Origin of the sequence: Roseburia sp. 1XD42-69 (assembly GCF_003612565.1) — a bacterium.
GTDB lineage: Bacteria > Bacillota > Clostridia > Lachnospirales > Lachnospiraceae > Roseburia_B.
This window is the reverse complement of sequence record NZ_RAZG01000021.1, coordinates 1-20295: the sequence shown is the minus strand read 5'-3', so window position 1 is coordinate 20295 and position 20295 is coordinate 1. Positions and strand designations below refer to the sequence as shown.

The following is a 20295-nucleotide window of genomic DNA, read 5'->3' as shown; positions in this document are numbered from 1 at the left end:
CCTTATGGTTTCACTCTGAATTGCTGTATAAAGTTTCTATGTTAAAAGTTTCTGCAAAAATGATAATAGCACAGGAATTGTGAAAAGGCAAGGGAAAAATTTACGCTAATCTTTGTAATTGATTTAAATGCTCTAACTGCCTACAAAGTATACAGCCTTAACACATGCAGCGCCCTGGTGGCATTAATGTAAAGCGCCTGTCTGTGCAGGGGTTCCTTATAATCCTGAAGCTCCGGCACAAATACCCCGTCAAATTCCAGCCCCTTTGCCAGATAAAAGGGCATAACGGAAATCCCCCTGTCAAATTTCATGGAATTCTTGGTGAAAAGATGCACGTTAAGTTCCGTATCTTTTAACCTGTCATAGGCTTCCTTTGCCCTGTCTGCGTCCAGGCAGAGCACAGCTAAGGTGTCATATTCCCCAAAATTTTTTAAATCTTCCGAAAGCTTTTCATACATCTCATTTATTCCACTGCACTTTAAGGATAAGGGCGCCTCCCCATGCCTTAAAACATTCTGAGTATTTTCCCCTAGAATCTTATTGGCAAAATCCATAATCTCTGTGGTGGAACGGTAGCTTTTCTTTAACTCCAGCGTATATACCTCTTTCCCGAAAATCTTTGGCAGAAATTTAAGCACGTCCTGATAAGTGCCTGCCATGGTCTGCACCTTATCCCCCAGAATTGTCATGGGACAGTGGAACATTTTTTCCAGAAGGACATACTGCAGATAAGTATAATCCTGCATTTCATCTATCAAAAGATGTTTTACCTCCCGCCCCGGCTTCTGCTCAAACAGTGCATAAGAAAGATAAAGCATGGGATATACATCCTCATACCGCAGTATTCCGGTTTTTAAGTCCATGGGCTCTCTTTTGGATTCCTTCAGAAATAAGTTGTAAAGCTTTGCCAGATTTTTTGTCTCATACATGGCGTCAAACCGTGCCAATACTTCCTGCCGCTCTTCCTCCTCCATGTCCTTATCATTTAAGGTCTCCGCAACATCAATGAGGTATTCCCCGATTTTTTTCATCCGGGATAAAATAGGAATATCCGCCATCTTTTCATAAAAGAACTTTGCGATTTCCTCCTCTTTCATCTCCATTTTTTTATATTTAAAATCGGAAATATTCACAATCTCCCATTCCAGGGCAAGGACAAACCCGTTTAATTCCTCTATATAGCCTTTTGTCTGCTTATACTCCGCCTCTTTTGTGGAAGGAATGAGTGATTTTCCCAGAAAGTATTCTTCCGGTTCATTTTTGTGCAGCACTTTTTCCAGTTCGTCATACCGGTCTTCCGCCTCCCCGTACTGCCGCAGCTTTTTATATGCAAAATCATCCAAGGTCATCTCGCAGATATTTTCTTCCCCAAGCTCCGGCAAAATCCTGGATATATAATCCGCAAAAATATGATTTGGGGACAAAATCAATATCTGGGTTGCATTTAGGCTCCCCCGGTTATGGTACAAGAGATAGGCTATCCTGTGGAGCGCCACGGAAGTTTTCCCGCTCCCGGCGCACCCCTGGACCGCAAGAATCCTGTGGCTCTTATCCCGGATAATGCTGTTTTGCTCTCTCTGAATGGTGGTAACAATACTTTTAAGCTTTGCGTCTGTATGTTCCCACAGTGCCTGCTGCAAAATCTCATCATCAATATTCATCTCATTTTCCAGGACAAAAACCAGACGGCCGTTTTTTATCTTATACTGCTTTTTCTTTGTAATTTCCCCTTCCATCACCCCTGCAGGGGCCGTAAACTTCGCCTTTCCCTAGTCATAATCATAAAACAGCCCGGACACCGGGGCGCGCCAGTCGAAAACGTAAGGATTGTCCGCCCGTCCCTTTGCCAGATTCCCAATGCCGATATAGTACTGCTCCGGGGTATCCTCCCCCTCATAACAAAAATCCACCCTGCCAAAATAAGGGGAGTACAGCATTTTTTCATAACGGCACCGCTCCCTCACATAATCCCCCTGCTCTTTAAGTCTTGCCTTCACCGCATTGGTATTGTCAAAAAGCTCGTATCCATACTCGTCAAACTCATTATAGTTTTCCCAGAAATACTGATGCATACTCTCAATGTCTTTTTCGTTCCCCGCCATTTTTGCATCTATCCCGGCAATTTTTTCGTGAAGCACTTCTAACACCGATTCCAAATAGGCTTCTTCTCTCATCTTTTCCTCCTGCTTTTGGATAAGTCTGAATATATTATACCCACAATTCTTGTACAAATCAAATACAACGTGTATACTGAAAAGCAGAAAAATATTTTATAAATGAAAGAGGTCTTTTATGTCCATAGAAATATACACCATCACCCACAAACCCTTTACCCCTCCAAATGACCCCATGTACATCCCGCTGCATGTAGGACGGGCCATTAGCAATAATCTGGGATTTTTAGGAGACGACACCGGAGATTCCATATCAAAGGAAAACCCCTATTTTTGTGAGCTTACCGGAATGTACTGGATTTGGAAGAACCGCTGCAGGGCGGATTACATTGGAATGTGCCATTACAGGCGTTACCTCATTAACGAAAAGGGCCGCCTGTTTACCCAGGATGAACTTCAGGATATCTTAAAGAAATATGATATTGTCACCACGAAACTTCTCACTTTAACCTGCTCTTATGAGCAGGGATTTTCGGAAAACCACCATGGGAAAGATTTAAAAACCACGGCGAGAGTGATACAGGAAAAATACCCGGAATACTATGAAACATACCAAAAACTGGTAACTGGCCCCCACACCTATTTTGGGAATATTTTCATCACCTCAAGGGAACTTTTTTCGGACTATTGCCAGTGGCTGTTTGACATTCTTTTTGAGGTAAAAACGGACACGGACTTTACCGGGTACAACAGTTATCAAAAGCGGCTGTTTGGATTTTTATCCGAATTTTTACAAACCCTTTGGATACAAAAAAACGGCCTAAGTACCTGTGAATGTATGGTGGGAATGTCCGGGGAAAAATATGAGACAAGGCAGTTAAAAGAAAAACTGGGAACCTTTTTTGCCGCACGGGACTATGAAGGGGCGAAGCAGTATTTTTTAGACTGCTACAGGAAACGTCCGGATGTGCTGATGGAAGCTTCTGATATTACAGGAGAACTTCGGCTCTGTATGCAGATTATTTCCACCTGCAGCTTTGAGGATGAGGCAACGGGCACCTGCATTTTAGATTACATCAAAGATTACCAGGGCCTGATTTCCCATTTTCACAGATTAAACCAGGCAACAGCCCATGATCTGGCAGGAAAGGCTTCCCCCAAGGAGAAGCTTTTCCTGTCCGACAAAAATCTGGCAAGCCCTCAGGCTGTAACTATTGCTAAAATGCTTTTAGAGGAAAAAAGCCGGGGAACATCAGTCAAATAGGGGGGTGGAAAAATACCGCTCCGCTGTATCAGGCAAAACGGTAACCACCCGTTTCCCTCTTCCCAGTTTTTTTGCAAGGCGAAGGGCTGCCGCTACATTTGTCCCGCTGGAAATACCGCACATAATCCCCTCTTTGGAAGCTAAATCCTTTGCCGTCTGCAAGGCTTCCACGTCTGAAATAATACAGATTTCCTGATAAATCTGCTGGTTTAATATTTCCGGTATTACACCGTCCCCGATTCCCATCTGCACATGGGTTCCAATGGAGCCTCCGGAGAGAATTGCCGCATCCTCCGGCTCCACCGCCCAGATTTCTATATCTGGGTTTTTTTCTTTTAAAACTTCCCCAATCCCTGTAATCGTCCCTCCGGTTCCGATGCCGGAGCAAAATCCGTGGATTTCCCCGTCCACCTGCCCTAATATCTCCTGGCCGGTCTGAATCCTGTGAATCTGGGGATTTGCAGGATTCTCAAACTGCTGTGGGACAAATACGTTTTTATCTTCTTTCGCCATGGCAAGAGCCGTATTTAAACACTCTTCGATGCACTTTCCAATGTTCCCGGAATCATGGATTAAAATCACTTCCGCCCCGTAATGACCGATTAACTTTCTCCGTTCTTCGCTGACGGAATCCGGCATAATGATTTTCACGGGATATCCCTTTACGGCCCCCACAAGAGCCAGGCCAATACCCTGGTTTCCGCTGGTGGGTTCCACGATAATGGTATCCTTTGTGATTTTCCCCTGTTTTTCGGCATTTTCTATCATATTGTAAGCCGTCCTGGTCTTTATGGATCCTCCCACATTTAAACCCTCAAACTTCACCAGTACCTGTGCCATATCCTCTGTCACCATATGGTTTAACCGAATCATAGGCGTTTGCCCCATAGCTTCCAGGATATTGTTGCAAACCATAACTTTTCCCTCCATCTAAAATAACCTCACAGAAACCTGTACCAGAGCTTCTATTTTACCTCTGCACACAAAACAGCAGAGCGTATCTTTTTCTGATTCGCTCTGCTGACATCAGCTCATTTTCACTTTCGTTAAACCCGATAATCTATGTTGCTCCCAAGGTAAGGTGTAACGGAACTTTCCATTGCGGATGCATCCAGTATCTCTACCATGCCTTCTCCTAATGTCTCTGTTAAATCCAAACTCTTGCTGAGCATTAACACTCCTACATCATTCTGTGTTTTTGTCTGAGCTAACGCTGTGGATAAACCTGCTATGTCCAATGGAAGCACCTCCTCCGTCACTTAAGAAACCTGGTTAATAGTTTCATCTATGTGATTTGTTTTGTTAAATGTAGTATACAACAGTTTCCAGAAAAATGCAAGACCTAAATTAAATATTTTACCAATATTTTACCCACACTGCCATTTCCCCAGTTTTCCGGTTTCCCCAATGGCAGTAAGGCACAAATTTCATACGTGTCTCTTCTAACTCCACAGGAGCCAGACGGTAAAGGCTCTCTTTCTCCCAGTCCTTTTTCACCACACGTTTTCCCCGGGCGGTAATTTCCATCGCACCTCCCAGCAAATCTTCCCGGAAATTTTCCTTAAGCCCCTCTTTTACATCCACAAAAATCCCGGAAAGATTTTCTCCGTTATCCGCTTCCTCCAGACAATATACCAAAGGCCCTTTCACCACTGCCGCTTTTCCCACATCTGCCCGCACATTGGGATTCGCATAGGCAAAATGGGCCTCCATGGAAAATTCCAAAGTAATCACCTGATTTTTCCAGTCTTCTTTAAAATGCGCATATCCCTTTTCTATCCCTGGAACCGCTTTTTTTCCATCCAGGGTAAATATGGGATTCCTCGCATATTCCGGCACCCGGATATAAAGGCTTCCCTCCGCCGTTTCTTTTGCAGAAATCTGTAAACGGATTTTTCCCTCCCAGGGCATGGAGCTATCCATTTTTATATTCACTTTTTTCCCTTTTAACTCGGTGGAAATTTCTGCCCCGGCCAGAAGGTTTATCCACAGGGAATCTTCCCCGGTAAAACAGATATACTCCCCAAGGGACGCCAGCGTCCTTGCAATGTTGGGAGGACAGCAGGCACAGCCAAACCACTTCTGCCGCACAGGTTTCACATGCTCCATGGAAGTTTTTTCCATACAGGCATTTGGCCACACTTCCAGTGGGTTCACATAGAAAAAGCTTTTTCCGTCCATGGCAATTCCCGCCAGGACCGTATTCATAAGGGCAGTCTCCATAGTTTCAATATATTTGGCATCCCCGGTAATCTGAGCCATTCTCCGGCAGAACAGGGCCAGGCCGATGGAAGCGCAGCTCTCCGCATAATTGCTGGCGTTTGGCAGATCATAGTCCGTGGTAAAGCGCTCTAAAATCCCGGAACTTCCGATTCCTCCAGTGATATACATCCGCTTTTCCACTATATTTTTATAGAGAGTCTCACAGGCGTCAAATAGGCTTTTGTCCTGGGAAAAAAATGCCAAATCCGCCATGGCGCAGTAGAGATATACCGCCCGGACAGCATGTCCCTCCGCTGTTTTCTGCTGCCGAACCGGGAGATGGGCCTGGCCGTAAGGGGGATGGTAGGGATTTGCATCATGCCATACGTCCACATACCAGTCTTTGCCGCTCTCCTCCTCTAAATAATTGGGCTTTGTGCCTCTGCGCTCCACAAAGTCCTTTGCCATGGAAAGATATTTCTCTTCCCCTGTAACCTCGTAAAGCTTTACTAAGGCCAATTCAATCTCTTCATGCCCCGGCACTGCATTTTCGTATTTTTCCCTGTGGAATACCTCACAGATTAAATCCGCGGTTCTTTTCATGATGTTTAAAAACTCATCTTTTCCTGTCACTTTGTAATAGGCCACTGCCGCCTCTATCATATGCCCTGCGGTGTAGAGTTCATGTCCTTCTTTTAGATTGCAAAACTGCTTCCCAGGCTCTAAAATCGTAAAATAAGTATCCAGATACCCGTTCTCCTCCTGGGCTTTTCCGATTAATTGGATAGCTTCATCCGCCAGCTTTTCCAACTCTTCATTTTTCTCATAGGAAAGGGAATAGGCCACCGCCTCCAGCCATTTTGCCAAATCCGTATCCTGAAACACAAAACCTTCAAACGTCCCTTCTTCCAGGCCTGCCGCCACTTTAAAATTGGTAATGCAGTGGCTTTTCTCCGCATCTTTCACCTCATCATTCAGTGCGCTCCACTGATAAGGGATAATTTCTTTTGTCACCAGGGAAATATATTTACCCCAAAAACTGTCATCTACCCCGATTTTATTTAGGCTGATTGTCTGTAATTTTTTCTTCTCCATTTGTAAAATCCCCCATTTTTATTTAATGAAAAGTACCGCCTATTTTAGGCTGATTCATTATACTCATATTGTAAATTCCTATTATGTGTAAGTCAATAGAATTTCCATTCTGTTACTGATTTTCACTAGATATCCTGTTATAATAATCTTAGGAAACGCTTGAATCAGCATTTCCCTTTATAAAAAACAGAAAGGATGATTCCCATGAATAAAAACAAATTCGCCCCCGTCCCTCCTATGGGATGGAACAGTTTCGACTACTACGACACCACCGTAAATGAAGCACAGGTTCGTGCCAATGCGGATTACATGGCCGCCCACTTAAAGGAATACGGCTGGGAATATATTGTGGTGGATATCCAGTGGTACGCCAAAGGTGCAGGAAGCCGCCGGGAGGAATACCAGTATATTCCTTTTTCAGAACTCCACATGGATGAGTATTCCAGGCTTCTGCCGGATGAAAATCGGTTCCCCTCCTCCAAAAACGGCGCAGGTTTTAAACCTCTTGCCGATTATATCCACAGCCTGGGGCTGAAATTCGGCATCCACATGATGCGGGGCATCCCAAGGGCTGCGGCCCACAGCCACGGGAAAGTAAAAGGCACTGCCTTAACCGCAGACGAAATCGCTGACCCCTATTCCATCAGCCGCTGGAACCCGGATATGTACGGCGTAAAAAACACACCCCAGGGGCAGCTTTACTATGATTCCCTGCTGGCACTTTACGCCTCCTGGGGAGTAGATTTTATCAAATGTGACGATATCTGCAACACAAATATGTACCCCCACAATCCTTATTCCGCCAGGCACGAAATAGAAATGCTCCACAAAGCCATAGAGAAAACAGGACGGTCCATTGTACTCTCCCTCTCCCCCGGCCCGGCTCTTATCGAGGAGGCATGGCACTATGAGACTTACGCAAATATGTGGCGGATTACCGATGATTTCTGGGATAACTGGGACTTGTTAAAAGACATGTTCCATCGCTGCGAACTGTGGCAGGACCATGTAAAGCCCGGCTGCTACCCGGACTGCGACATGCTGCCTTTGGGACATATCGGCCACGGTTTTAAGGATGACCGGGAAACCAATTTTACCAGGGAGGAACAGCGCACGATGATGACACTGTGGTGCCTCTTCGGCTCCCCCTTAATGCTGGGGGCTGAAATGACCCTGCTGGACGACTGGACCCTTTCCCTTCTCACCAACGGAAAAGTTTTAGATATGCTGACCCCAGCCTGCCGTCCCCACCTGTTAAAATCGGAGGAAGATTGTGTTATCTGGACTGCCTTTCATGAAAAGACGAATTCCAGGTACCTTGCCCTTTTTAATTTAAAAGACCAGGAGGATATGATTTCCTGTGACCTTAATACAGCAGGGGAAGAATTTGAAAATAGTTCTCTGACAGAGCTTTGGACAGGGGAGCAGGCCGCATTCCAAAACGGAAAATTGGCCTGCTCCATAAACGCCCACGGCTGTAAAGTGTTTGGTTGTTTCACGCTTCCCTAAGCCGTTCCACAATACTCTGCTTCTCTAAATTCCCAAAACAACGCCAGGAGATGAGTACCGCCTCAAAAATCAATACCGGGGTACAGATTTCTAAGGGAAGCAGAGTAAAATGAAATGTAGAATATCCCCCTGCCTGTCTTTTCCCTTCTTTCTTAATTCCGGGCTCCCCCTCTGATTTGTCCTTTAGCCCCAGCATCCTTACGATTTCCTCCAAAAATCCCTCCTCCGGCTTCTTCCCGTCCAGCATAATGGGCATTACAATATTCGGCTTTCTGCCATACTGTTTTGTCAAATGCTCCGCTCTTAAAATTTCCATATTACATACCCCGCTTCTTTATTTTCCCTTAGGAATTAACCAGGTCATGGCTAATTAGAGGTAATCAAAAGAGGAAAGGAAAAGCACAATCCAGACGGAACCGGCGATACCGTCAAGAAATGATAGAGTGCAACATGAGGAAAGAGGATTTAAGGCTTGCCGCTGGCCTGACCACAAATATGATAGCCAACATGGGCAAAGAACTTTTTGATTTACTGAACGACAGCAAGGGAATGGATTTTTTGTAAAGTCTATTCCCTTTGGAAAGCGATTGCGGTATAATGGAGCCATTGACAAGTCGAAATGGAAGCGGCAGCCTTTTTTGCGGTGTCCCAGTATTACAATATTCCGCTTGCCCAGTTATTATATGCTGGTGATGATGTAAGCGGTGAGGAGTGGGATTCCCGAAATTGGAATACGCAAAACAATATCCGATATGATTTAATTATCTCTGCAATCGAAATTGTAAAGAAATTATAACGGGTTATGTGGTGATAAGTTTAAATCGAAATTTTGAAGGAGGAATGAAGTATGGTTAGTGATTTTTTCGGAGCAGCATTTCCGTGGATTTTAATTGGTTTATTTGTAGCTATCAGTTGTTCTCTTATGAGCAAAAAAGAGAAATAAATTCCAGTTTATCGATCCACACTCCCAACTAAATAGCACCAGCATAAAACCGCTGCTACATGGAAACATATACCATGCAACAGCGGTTTTCTTATTTCTGTTTCTTTCTCTGGCTGACATAGCTTTTGAAGAATTTCGATTTTCAAGGATATGTACAAGCTGCCGGAACTCTACATCAGACAGCTTCTTCCCCCGTCCCCTAGAATACCTTAAAAGAAGTCCCTTTAAATGTTCCACAAAATCTTTCTCGTCATCACATATGGCGATATGTATCATGATGGTTCCGTTCACCCGGCAGCTTTAATCATAAGAAAATACCGGCCTGTCATTCTCGTCCCACCGCACTTTCACAAATGGGCATGGCGGTTTGGATTGTAGAGAGGGTTCCCCTCTATTTTAGCCTCCAACCTGGCATGGTACACCATAATGTCATTACCATCCTCATCCACGGTAAAGGAATTGTGCCCCGGCCCGTAGACTCCTTTCGACACATCTGTCCTTAACACGGGATAGCGGTCTTTTTTCCAGGAAAGGGGGTCTAATAAATCTGTCCCGCTCTTTGCCGAGAGCATGCCGATACAGTAATCCGCACCTGTCTCGCTGGCGGAAAAGGTGAGGTAAATATTATCTCCCCGACGGATAATCCCCGGCCCTTCATTCACCCAGAATCCAACTCTCTCCCAGTCGTAATCCGGCGTAGTCAAAAGCACTTGAACCGTCTTTAACGTATAAGGGTTTTCCAACTCTGCTATGTAAAGATTAGAAATCTGTTTGCCCACTCCCACTTTTTCTGCCCATACATAGTAAAGCCTTCCCTTATCCTCAAACACAGTGCCGTCCAGTGAAAAAGCTTCAAAGGAAAACTCATCCTCTAATGCCCGCTGCATTTTCCCTTTTTCCACCCATGCACCCCCTATGGGGTCCTGTCCCTGACATTCCAAAACATAGGGACGGATTTTCCACACATCATCCTTTTCCCCCCCTGCATAGTAGATATACCATTTCCCCATGACATAGTGGATCTCCGGGGCCCAGATATGCTCACTCATAGGACCGCTCTCATGCTTGTTCCAAATCGTAATTTCCTCTGCATCCGGCAGTTCAGAAAGGCTTTTTGCCCTGCGCAGTACGATTTTATCATAGGCCGGGACGGATGCGGTAAAATAATACCACCCGTCTGTGTGACGGTAAACATAGGGATCCGCCCGCTGCAGAATCCAGGGTTCGTTATACTTTAATGTTTTGTCCATGTCTCATCTCCACCTTTCTATTTATTTTAAATTATTTTAACTATATCTAAATTATAAATGGAAAGAAGTAATTTGGCATCCTCTTTATAGAAAATTAAATGTATCCTCTTGCCCTTTTTGCATGCTCTGCCAAAAGTTCCTGAATCCCAGGAATCTCCCCGAGACCTTTTAAGACACACCGCACTTCATAACCCTCCCGCAAAAATCTTGTGTACCAGGAATCCTCTGACGCACCGGACAAATCGTTTTTTGCATGGTCCCCGGCCACTATCATAAAGGGGGCAAGGCATACACGGGTATATTCCCCCTCTTTTAATATACGAAAAATTGAAGTAAGGCTTGGGTATGCTTCCACTGTACCTAAAAACATATTTTTGTATCCCATGTCTTTCATCTCATAGTCTAATGCCGCATAAATGGCGTTGGCATAATGGGTTGTACCGTGTCCCATAAAAACCAGCGCTTCTTTTTCCTTTAAATCTCCATATTCCTCCGCCACAGCCTGTATCACCGCCCGGTTATCCTCCCCGGTTGTAAGCAGGGCATCTCCAATTTTAAGGGAAGAAAACCAGCCCTTTAATTCCATTGCCTCCTCTCTCATCTTATCGTTCTCCACCCCGTTTATCACATGGGTGGGCTGGATAACCACATCTCTTATGCCATCACTGTGCATCGCCTTTAACGCCTGCCGGACTGTCATTACAGAAATCCCTTCCCGCTCTTTCATTTTTTTTATAATTATGCCGCTGGTAAAGGCCCGGTAAAAGCTGTAATCAGGAAACGCTTTCTCTATGCGCCTCTCAATGGCCTCAATCGTTAATCTTCTTGTATCCGGGTGTGTGGTTCCAAAACTTACCACTAAAATTCCTTTTTTCATGAATCTACCTCCCGTCAGTATATGTATCTGTGAAGTTTTATCAACTGTATTATACCCCGGGAGAAAGGAATGGGCAAGGCAAACCTGCGTATTCTTGACATAAATACAAAAATTTACTATTATATAAATATAAGAAACTTACAGAATTTAGCAATAAAACCATTCTTTGAGACATTGACGTTTAAGAGATTCAGACAGGTGGAAAAATCGTATGTTTAGCTTTGTCATTGCATTGGAGTTTTTTAGCATAGGACTGATTTTTGTGGCCTTGCTCCTTCTGCTCAATGGAGATGGAGCCCATGAACAAAAATTATTGATTTTCTGTATGTGCAGTTCTCTGGTACAGAATGTAGGGTATTTACTAGAGCTGACTTCTCCCACAGTAGACGCCGCCGTTACGGCAGTGACAGTGGAAAATGTCGGCTCTGCTTTTGTAGCCTTTTGCTATTGCTGGTTTATCTACAGCTACTGTTATACGGTTCCCCCGAAAATTTTTTTAAGAATTCTAGGGGTTATAAACTTTTTCTTGCTCCCCACGGCAATTTTTAACTGGAACGGACTATTTTATAAAAACATTACCTGGATGAAGGCAGCAGAAGGTTTTCACTATATCCGCATCACCTATGGCCCTCTGTACACACTGTTTATGATATCCCGTGTGGTCATCCCTTTTATCCTTTGCATTTACACCCTGATCCGCGCCATATTGCGGTCAGATCAGGAAATCAACCGTCAATACTGGACCATTCTTATTATTTCCACTTTGCCTGTGCTGGTGCTGACAGCATATATTTTTAAAATTGCCAAAATTTTTGATTTTACTCCTATGACCCTGGGCATCTGCATGTCCATGGTGGTTATTGTTGTGTGGAGCCGGCGCAACTACGATTTCCGGCATTTAGCCGCAGAAAAAGTATTGGAAAGCCTGGGGGACGGCGTCATCGTCCTAGATGACCATGAAAGGCTGGTAAGCTACAATAAGGCAGCGGCTAAAATCTTTACCCGCCTGCCTTCCCACAAACTTGGGGAAAGCATCCGGATATTAGAAGATTTCCGGGAGGAAATCCTTGAGAATGATACGCTTCAGCGCTTTTCCCTGAACGAACATCAATATGAAAGCCACAGCAAACTGATAGAAGATGAATATGGACGAAAACAGGGATGCGTAATTCTTATTTTGGACACAACGGATACCACTGCCTACATTAATGAAATTAAACGTGTGCGGCTGCAGGCGGAGAAAGCCAGCATTGCCAAAAGCGAATTTCTGGCAAATATGTCCCATGAAATCCGTACCCCTATGAATGCGATTATCGGGCTGAATGACATTATTATGGAGAAATGCCAAGATTCCCAGATATATGACCACGCAAAAGATGTGCAGTCAGCAGCTAAAAATTTGTTGACGATAATCAATGATATTTTAGATTTGTCCAAAGTGGAAGCCGGAAAAATGGAACTGGTAAATACAAATTACCACTTGAAAACCCTGGTAGATGAGGTTGCAGGCATGATGGATATGGCGGCCTCCCAAAGAGGGCTGATTCTCAAATGCAAATGTGACGACAGCCTTCCCTGCTGCTACTGCGGCGATGAAGGGCGGATCAAACAGATACTCATAAATATTTTAAACAATGCCATTAAATTTACAAAAGAAGGTTATGTCCATGCCAGTGTTACCGGGCAGCCCGGAAAAGATCAGGATGAAGAATTACTCACGTTCCGTATACAGGACAGTGGATGCGGGATTCAGGAAAAAGATCTGGAAAAAATATTCGAGGACTTTAAGCAGGTGGACTCCAAGCGCAACCGAAGTGTGGAGGGCACCGGCCTTGGCCTCTCTATTGTCCGTCATCTGGTGGAGCTTATGAATGGCCAAATCTCAGTGGAAAGCGTCTATGGAAAAGGAACTGTGTTTAAAATCACCCTTCCCCAGAAGATTACAGACAGACGCCCCATTTCCCAGGTGCCAGCCCTCCCCAAGGACTCCCAGGATTTTACAGAGACTTTCACTGCCCCTGATGTAAAGGTACTTCTTGTTGATGACAATGCAATCAACCGGAAAGTTGCCCGGGGCTTTTTAAACAGATATGGAATGGATTTAACAGAAGCGGAAAGCGGGCCAATGGCCATTGAACTGGTAAGGCAGAACAAATTTGACATTATTTTTATGGACCATATGATGCCTGTGATGGACGGCATTGAGGCGGTGGAAATCATCCGCAGGGACTGTGGGGAAAACGGGACTTCCCCCACAATAATTGCCCTGACCGCCAACGCAATGGAAGGGATGCGGGAGCGTTTCTTAAACTGCGGTTTTCAGGATTTCATCCCCAAACCCCTGGACAGAAAAGCGCTGAACCTGCTTCTAAAACGCTGGATACCAGAGGAACACAGACAGTACCAGGTGGAAGATGACGTTTCTCCCCCTTTAAGTCCCTACAGTTTCCAAATAGAAGGAGTGGATTTAACCACTGCAATGGAATATTTTTCCGGTGATGAAGCGGGCTTTATTGAATTACTGGAACTCTACTATACCGATGGCAGGCGCAAAATTGGCCTCCTTCAAGGATTTTCACAGTCCGACTTAACACGTTACCAGGTGGAAGTGCACGGCCTAAAAAGCGCCTCCGCCAATATCGGGGCCATGGAAGTCTCCTCCCTGGCCCGGGCCCAAGAAAATGCTGCCGCCCAGGGGGATACGGAGTATATTGCCCAGGAACTTCCCAAACTTCTGACAGAATATGAAAAACTATTAGAAAATATCGGACAATTTTTAAACCGGCGCCAAAAGAACACGAAAAAATCCGAAATGCTCCCCTGCCCTTCCCCCGGGGAATTGTTGGAACAGGTGGAAAAGGCTTTAAGCCTGTTGGAAGATTTTCACTCAAGAGAATGTGCCAAAATTGTAGAAGACCTGCTTCTCTGCAGCCTGCCCGAAGACACGAAAGACAGCCTGATGCAGATACAGACACAGCTTAAGCTGTATGAGGATGACGAAGCCGAAGCGCTGTTCCGACAGCTTTTAGACACACTGAGGAAGGAGAAAAAGTGACAATGCAAAAAAAGCTTATTTTAGCGGTGGATGATGCAGCTATTACCTTATCCAGGATAGTGGATACCCTTCAGAATGATTATGAAGTAGTTACGGCAAATTCCGGGCCCAGGGCCTTAAAATTCCTGGAAAAACAGAAGCCGGACCTCATCTTGTTAGACATTAAAATGTCCCCTATGGACGGTCTGAAAACCCTAAAAGAAATCCGCTCTATCACAAACAGGTCTGACATTCCGGTGATTATGCTTACCGGTATGGAAGATAAAAAATCTGTCCTGGACTGTGCCAAACTGGGTATATGCGATTATGTTTTAAAACCCTTTGCGGAAGAGGATTTGCTGTCCCGCATCCGCCGTGTCTTTGAATCAGGGGGCATGGCATTGGGACAGGGATTTATCAAATAAACACTCATTGGGTATTCCATGTAAATTTCTTTACCTGAAATACCCAATGCCCTTGTATCGTTTTCAATAGAAGGATACATTTTCTCTGTTCGCTTAATCAAAGAGATCATCCCCTGCTCATATTCCGGGTCTTCCTGCATCTTACGGATAACAGAAATATCCAGGTTAATGCTGCAATGTCCCACTCCGCTAAAATTCTCTCCGATTTGATTCATACTCCCGTTATAGCCAAGACATATTTTATCAGTATTTTTGGCTCCTGTTTCTTCATCTACTAATCTAAATGATATATTTGGAAACTGTTCGCACAATTTTCTATAATACCCCAATGGATCAGATGGCACAGATTCTTCTTTCTTTTTTGTTTTCGCGGAAAAAACAGCCTGGTTTTTATCTGCCTTTTTCCTGTAAAATTGTAATCTATATTTCTGTTTAAGGCTCCTACTTCCATATTTCATTCCCTCCTGAATCGTAAATTTTTTCTTATTTCATTTTTTAACTGAATGATCTGAATAGGAATTAAAGAAATATTCTGTATAGACCCTGTCTGGAGTGCTGAACCCTTTACAATCATTGCTGTTGCATAAAAAATAATGCAAGTCATAATGCACAACATAATTGACATTGTTCTCTTGATTCTTAATTTCATACTGGTTCATCTTTTCTTCAAATTTTACTATTTACCTATACATACTACAAATAGCACTGAAAATGGATATCCAGGCAAAATTAACAAGATAAATGGTAAAAATAGATATATAACCAGATTCAGAATTTCCTGCTTTCCCCTTTTCCTCCAAATTTTACTGCACAATCCGGCCATTCTCCATCTTAATAATTCTATCGCACTGGTTTGCAATCCCCATATCGTGGGTGACCAACAGCACTGTCAACCCCTGGTCATGGGCGCATTTTACCAAAAATTTTATCACGCTGTTTCCGGTCTGGGAATCCAGCGCCCCGGTAGGCTCATCCGCATAGAGAATATTAGGTTTATTAATCAATGCCCGGACAATAGCCGTCCTCTGCTGTTCTCCGCCGGACATCTGTTTAGGGTAAAGCCTGCGCTGTTTCTCAAGCCCTACGCTTTTCATCATTTTTTTCACCCTGCCGCTCTCGGCTTTTTTATCGGAAAAAACCAGGGGCATCCGGATATTTTCCTCACAGGTCAGTTCGGGAATCAGGTGATAATTCTGAAACAGAATCCCGATATTTTCATTGCGGAACTTTTCCTGCTCCTTCCTGTCCATGTCGTAGTAATCCTTTTTGTCCAGATATACTTTTCCCCCGGAGGGCTCATCAATCCCGCTTAAGATAGAGAGCAGGGTGCTCTTCCCGCACCCGCTTTTCCCTACAATGGCTGTTATAGTATTTTTATCCAATTCAAAAGAAATATCCCTTAAAATGTGTTCCGTTTTATCCCCAACCTCAATACTCTTACTGATATGTTCTGCTTTAATCATATGAAACTCCTTTCTGTCACCTGTTATTCGTCACGAATAATTTCCATTTTTTCACCTATAAAGTTTATCCATTGGGCAATATAACAGCAGGCCAGCACGAAAAAAGTCACCATGATACTGGTTATCAAAATCACCGGAATTGACATAGGGTAATGTTTATTTAAAAGAAAGGAAAAAATGCCCTCACCTGCTATCATAGCCACCAAAACCACACTAAAAGACGCAATCCAAGCAATCATGAGATATTCCAAAAATACAACCCAAAAAGCTTTTCTTCTGGAAGCCCCATATATCTGATATAAATACATCTCTCTCTTTCTTGCCAAAAGGTCGCTGCGCACCATTGAATAAAAAAAAGTTCCCGTTACCAGAATGAGCATAATCCCTACAGCTGAAATGACACTTAAATAATCCGACAATAATTCCACTATCATATCTACAAACGATGATGCTGTTTCTATGGAACAAACTTCCCCCTCTAACAGTAATTCTATATCTTTTTCTTCTTCTCTGCTGATATCCAAAAGAAATACTGTTTCCCAAGTATCATCTAATGGCAGTTCCCAATCACTTCTATTGACTTTAAAATTGTAAGTTACCGGAGTAAATACCTGCTTCTCACTTACAAATTCAGAGCAAATTAACTCTCTTCCTAAAACATTTGTTTTTTCTCCTCTCTCTAAACCACACAAATATGCAAAATAATTTTCTGCAATAAAAGTTCCTTCCGGAATCCTAAAACGATTATTGCCATCCGTCTGTTTCCCTATCAGCATTGCGTCAAAGGCATCTGATTCTCCACTGGCAGTAGATACACCTATATCAGCATACTTCATATTTTTACAATAAACAGTTGTATAGAAATATCTGTTTTTATCTAACAGTTCCCCTATCCACTCTCCGCTCTGGATACCCGAAACCTCTACTGCAGTTGAAAAACCCACATTATCACTGTAAGAAGCCCGCAGTACCCCTCCAAAATCCAATATAAAATTAAGTGCAATACATATGATAATTGCCCCTACCGACACCGTAGCTGCCAGAAGTGCATCTCTTTTGTTTCTAGTACACAAAAAACGCCAGCTTATGCCTGAAACTTTATCTAAAACCTTATTTCTTTCATTGCGTTTTTTTCTCCTTCCAGAAAACACGAGATAGAATACTGCAAACAGCATACCAAGTATCACTCCGCAGATAACAAGCATAATATTCATATATTTCCAGTTTTTTAAAAACAGCACAGTCATAGCAGCATATAACAGCACGAATTCAAGTATTCCATAATAGAAACACGTCTTTTTTTCTCTATTTGTATCCCTCCCGTAAAACATTGTCACAACGGGAGTTTCATAGATAAAAAGCCCTGAGACAAAACTCCCAAAAAATGCAATCAATGTAAGAATTCCCATAACTATAAGCAATATCCCTGCTGTTTCCATAGAAAATATAGAAATATATTCTTCTATATTACACAATTTTCTGGACAAATGGACAAACAATCCATACCCGCCTACACAACCCAAAAAACTTCCTGACAGCCCGAAGGAAATCCCTTCTACACATGCCCGGATAAAAACATCTTTCTTTTGCATTCCGAAAATCCTAAGCATGGCAAAGCTTTTCTGCATGGAAATATTCTGAAAGAAAAGAATACTGGTGCATCCCCAGACAACAATAAGAACACTGCCCAAAGAAAAAATCGTCATTACTTTTTCCATAATTATAAAAACTCCATCAAAGCCTTCATCGATTACGTTCTTATCATTCAATACCTTCATCTGCACATTTGCATAATCATCATTGTTACTTTGCACCAAAAGGGAACAGGAAAGGATTGCCCCTGCAAATGTAAAAATGAAAATCAGAATTAGAAACCGAATCTTCTGAGTTCTGTAAAACTTTAGAAAAAATGCCAATTTACTCACACTGTCTACCTCCATGTCTCAAAAACATATAACGGAAACTCTTTAAAATCCAGCGGTTACCGTTTGCATTTTGTCAATTTTAACGGACGGATACGGAATTTATTTTATACCAGACAAATTCCGATATATCTGGCAGGATTTTTCCAAATCCTCCCCCCTTCCTTCCGCTACCACCCTTCCCTCTTCTAAAACCAAAATCTCGTCGGACGGTTCAATTTCTGACAACCGATGGGTAACAAAAATAACGATTTTATGTATACTTCTCAATATTTTCATTATTTGCTGTTCATTCTCGCCATCCAAATCTGATGTCACCTCATCTAATAAATAGATATCTGCATTTAAAACCAACCCTCGCGCAATAGCCAAACACTGAATCTGCCCTCCGGAAAAATGCGTTCCATCCTCTCCCAATTCCGTATCATACTGCTTTGGCAAACTCATAATATGCTCATGCATGCCAACCATCTGACATACCCTGGATACCTCGTCAAAACTTATCTGCCCATCTATCAACCTGAAGTTTTCTATGATACTCATATTAAAAAAAAAGGGCTTCTGCCTGATATACACTATTTTACTGTACAAATTCTCCGCTTCCAACTCCCTGATATCAATATCATTAATCAAAATGCTCCCCTCATCCGGTGCATAATAGTTCATCAGCATATCTAACAGGGTGCTTTTCCCGCTTCCGTTATGTCCCACAATCACCTGAAATGAAGGCACTGTATACCGAAAATTAACATTCTTTAACACATCCTTTTCCATACCTTTATACTTAAATTTTAAGTTTTTTACCTCCAGGGATTGAACAGGTACATCCATTTCATTCTTAAAAAACTGTGGTTTATGCAAATCTTCCTGCAAAAAACACATGATTTTATCCACAGATACAATAATCACTGCAAACTGCGCCTGAAACGTAATTAATTCCTGAACTAAAACAGAAAATCTCGAAGCATACGAATTAAAAGAATAGTACATTCCCACTGTCAGTTTTCCTATAATAATCTGCCAACAAGAAATCAGCAATATAATAACCTGAAAAAATACAGCTAGCAGTGAATACCCGCTTTCCCAAATTGCAGATAATTTCCCCCTGGATATCTGCCCTGTCACAAAATCATCATGATTATTTTCAAATACTTTCCTGACGTTTTTTATCATGCCAAGGCTTCTTACTTCCCGGGTTCCCTGCATCACGCCAAATAAAAAACTAAAATGTTTATCTCTATCCTCAATCAAACTATTCTCTGCTTTTTTAGCCGCTTTACTGTATCTGCCGGATATTATCATTAAGAATGGAATACTGATAAAATGAAATACTGCCAGGGGAATAGATATTTTTAAAAGTATCCCTGCCAAAAAAACAGTGATACAACAATTTAATATTATACTGTTTAGAACTGTCAGCAAAAAAGATACTATTTTATCCACATCTTCAAACCGGGAAAATAATTCGCCATTTTTATACTCATCTATTTTTTCACCGGGAAAGTTTAAAATCTGAAACACTATATGGTTTTTCATGCGTTTCGATGTATCGATGGTGATACTCATATCAAGCCATGACCTCATGTAATTTAAAAATGTCATTGACAAAAACAATAAAACCACCATCAAAATAATATGTACTACTCTCGTAAAATTCTTGTCAATAGCTGCATCTAACACATTTCCAAACTGCAAAGGTATCACCAACTCCACCATGGAACATACGCATTGCAAAGCTATATAAATTGCAATGCAGCTTTTTTTTTAACAAATAACTTGTATATAAGCTTTAATTTTTTTACATCTTCTACTTTCATCTTTACGCTCCGCAATCTGCTTTCTGCAAGGTGATTTCACCTGTATCAAAATCAAGAAACAACTCCTCCCCTTGCTTTACGGTTATATTATATTTTGCCTTTATCTCATCCCAAAACGCTTCCAATGCCTGTGCACAGGATAAATTGTCATTTAGCAAACGCTCATAAAACAAATTGCCCTCTTCCACTAATTCATTTTTACTTGCCAGTACAACACATAAATCCTGAATGGCGTATTTTCTCTGATAAAGGTTTTGTATTTCCTGCGTCTTTTCTTTAGAAATTTTTACATCCTCCATTCCATATCTCGAGCGGTCTCGGAAACTCTTTAAAGCCCGTATTTCCGTTCTTTTTCGATTTCTCTTTCTTATTTCATCCTC

17 protein-coding genes and 2 pseudogenes are annotated in these 20295 nt (G+C 42.6%); 6 read left to right on the top strand and 13 right to left on the bottom strand.

Going from position 1 to position 20295, the window contains the following annotated elements; genetic code table 11:
* Positions 1-140: 140 nt before the first annotated feature.
* Together D7Y06_RS11940 and D7Y06_RS11935 are read right to left on the bottom strand one after the other, a co-directional pair.
* Positions 141-1736, bottom strand: a complete 1596-nt coding sequence (locus tag D7Y06_RS11940; RefSeq protein ID WP_120408028.1) for a HelD family protein — start codon at positions 1734-1736, stop codon at positions 141-143.
* A gap of 33 nt (positions 1737-1769) precedes the next feature.
* Positions 1770-2174 carry a hypothetical protein gene (locus tag D7Y06_RS11935; protein ID WP_120408027.1) on the bottom strand — a complete coding sequence of 135 codons (405 nt, stop codon included), beginning with the start codon at positions 2172-2174 and terminating at the stop codon, positions 1770-1772.
* Positions 2175-2292: 118 nt separating this feature from the next.
* Here D7Y06_RS11935 and D7Y06_RS11930 point away from each other — a divergent pair, with 118 nt between their 5' ends.
* A complete protein-coding gene (locus D7Y06_RS11930; RefSeq protein WP_120408026.1) occupies positions 2293-3378 on the top strand; it encodes a DUF4422 domain-containing protein in 1086 nt (361 codons plus the stop codon).
* Here D7Y06_RS11930 and cysK read toward each other — a convergent pair.
* The 3 genes from cysK to D7Y06_RS11915 all read right to left on the bottom strand — a co-directional run bounded on the left by cysK (position 3367) and on the right by D7Y06_RS11915 (position 6675).
* The gene (gene cysK / locus D7Y06_RS11925) at positions 3367-4293 is read right to left on the bottom strand and encodes a cysteine synthase A (RefSeq protein ID WP_120408025.1); all 927 of its coding nucleotides are present in this window, start codon (positions 4291-4293) and stop codon (positions 3367-3369) included. The genes D7Y06_RS11930 and cysK overlap by 12 nt on opposite strands.
* A gap of 131 nt (positions 4294-4424) precedes the next feature.
* Positions 4425-4616 carry a YjfB family protein gene (locus tag D7Y06_RS11920; RefSeq protein WP_120408024.1) on the bottom strand — a complete coding sequence of 64 codons (192 nt, stop codon included), beginning with the start codon at positions 4614-4616 and terminating at the stop codon, positions 4425-4427.
* 118 nt (positions 4617-4734) lie between these two features.
* A complete protein-coding gene (locus D7Y06_RS11915) occupies positions 4735-6675 on the bottom strand; it encodes a glycoside hydrolase family 127 protein (protein WP_120408023.1) in 1941 nt (646 codons plus the stop codon).
* A gap of 204 nt (positions 6676-6879) precedes the next feature.
* On the opposite strand from D7Y06_RS11915, the gene D7Y06_RS11910 reads away from it, so the two are divergent.
* Positions 6880-8184 (top strand): glycoside hydrolase family 27 protein, encoded by a 1305-nt coding sequence (locus D7Y06_RS11910; RefSeq protein ID WP_120408022.1) that lies wholly within the window; start codon positions 6880-6882, stop codon positions 8182-8184.
* On the opposite strand, the gene D7Y06_RS11905 is transcribed toward D7Y06_RS11910, so the two are convergent.
* Positions 8171-8500: a hypothetical protein gene (locus tag D7Y06_RS11905; RefSeq protein WP_120408021.1), complete on the bottom strand. Its 330-nt coding sequence runs from the start codon at positions 8498-8500 to the stop codon at positions 8171-8173. The genes D7Y06_RS11910 and D7Y06_RS11905 overlap by 14 nt on opposite strands.
* 119 nt (positions 8501-8619) lie before the next feature.
* Between D7Y06_RS11905 and D7Y06_RS27050 the strand changes: the two are divergent.
* Together D7Y06_RS27050 and D7Y06_RS11900 are read left to right on the top strand one after the other, a co-directional pair.
* A pseudogene (locus tag D7Y06_RS27050) lies at positions 8620-8703 on the top strand (helix-turn-helix domain-containing protein); the annotation flags it as partial.
* A gap of 100 nt (positions 8704-8803) precedes the next feature.
* Complete coding sequence (locus D7Y06_RS11900) at positions 8804-8980, top strand: hypothetical protein (RefSeq protein WP_199714696.1); 177 nt, start codon at positions 8804-8806, stop codon at positions 8978-8980.
* A 447-nt stretch (positions 8981-9427) separates the two neighbouring features.
* Here D7Y06_RS11900 and D7Y06_RS11895 read toward each other — a convergent pair.
* Positions 9428-10377, bottom strand: a pseudogene (locus tag D7Y06_RS11895) (family 43 glycosylhydrolase).
* 94 nt (positions 10378-10471) lie between these two features.
* Positions 10472-11254 carry a sirohydrochlorin cobaltochelatase gene (locus D7Y06_RS11890; protein ID WP_120408020.1) on the bottom strand — a complete coding sequence of 261 codons (783 nt, stop codon included), beginning with the start codon at positions 11252-11254 and terminating at the stop codon, positions 10472-10474.
* Positions 11255-11465: 211 nt separating this feature from the next.
* Here D7Y06_RS11890 and D7Y06_RS11885 point away from each other — a divergent pair, with 211 nt between their 5' ends.
* The gene (locus tag D7Y06_RS11885; protein WP_120408019.1) at positions 11466-14309 is read left to right on the top strand and encodes a hybrid sensor histidine kinase/response regulator; all 2844 of its coding nucleotides are present in this window, start codon (positions 11466-11468) and stop codon (positions 14307-14309) included.
* Positions 14310-14311: 2 nt separating this feature from the next.
* Positions 14312-14713 carry a response regulator gene (locus D7Y06_RS11880; protein WP_120408018.1) on the top strand — a complete coding sequence of 134 codons (402 nt, stop codon included), beginning with the start codon at positions 14312-14314 and terminating at the stop codon, positions 14711-14713.
* Here D7Y06_RS11880 and D7Y06_RS28575 read toward each other — a convergent pair.
* The 5 genes from D7Y06_RS28575 to D7Y06_RS11855 all read right to left on the bottom strand — a co-directional run.
* Positions 14614-15171, bottom strand: a complete 558-nt coding sequence (locus tag D7Y06_RS28575; RefSeq protein ID WP_120408017.1) for a DUF6033 family protein — start codon at positions 15169-15171, stop codon at positions 14614-14616. The two genes, D7Y06_RS11880 and D7Y06_RS28575, sit on opposite strands and share 100 nt — an antisense overlap.
* 345 nt (positions 15172-15516) lie before the next feature.
* The gene (locus D7Y06_RS11870) at positions 15517-16176 is read right to left on the bottom strand and encodes an ABC transporter ATP-binding protein (protein ID WP_120408016.1); all 660 of its coding nucleotides are present in this window, start codon (positions 16174-16176) and stop codon (positions 15517-15519) included.
* Between the two features lie 23 nt (positions 16177-16199).
* Positions 16200-18101, bottom strand: a complete 1902-nt coding sequence (locus tag D7Y06_RS11865; protein WP_158591362.1) for an FtsX-like permease family protein — start codon at positions 18099-18101, stop codon at positions 16200-16202.
* A 99-nt stretch (positions 18102-18200) separates the two neighbouring features.
* On the bottom strand, positions 18201-19838 hold the full coding sequence (locus D7Y06_RS11860) for a peptidase domain-containing ABC transporter (protein WP_256387221.1): 1638 nt from the start codon (positions 19836-19838) through the stop codon (positions 18201-18203).
* Positions 19839-19917: 79 nt separating this feature from the next.
* Positions 19918-20295, bottom strand: a 378-nt coding sequence (locus D7Y06_RS11855; protein ID WP_120408013.1) for a CXXX repeat peptide modification system protein, incomplete at its 5' end; no start/stop codon positions are given.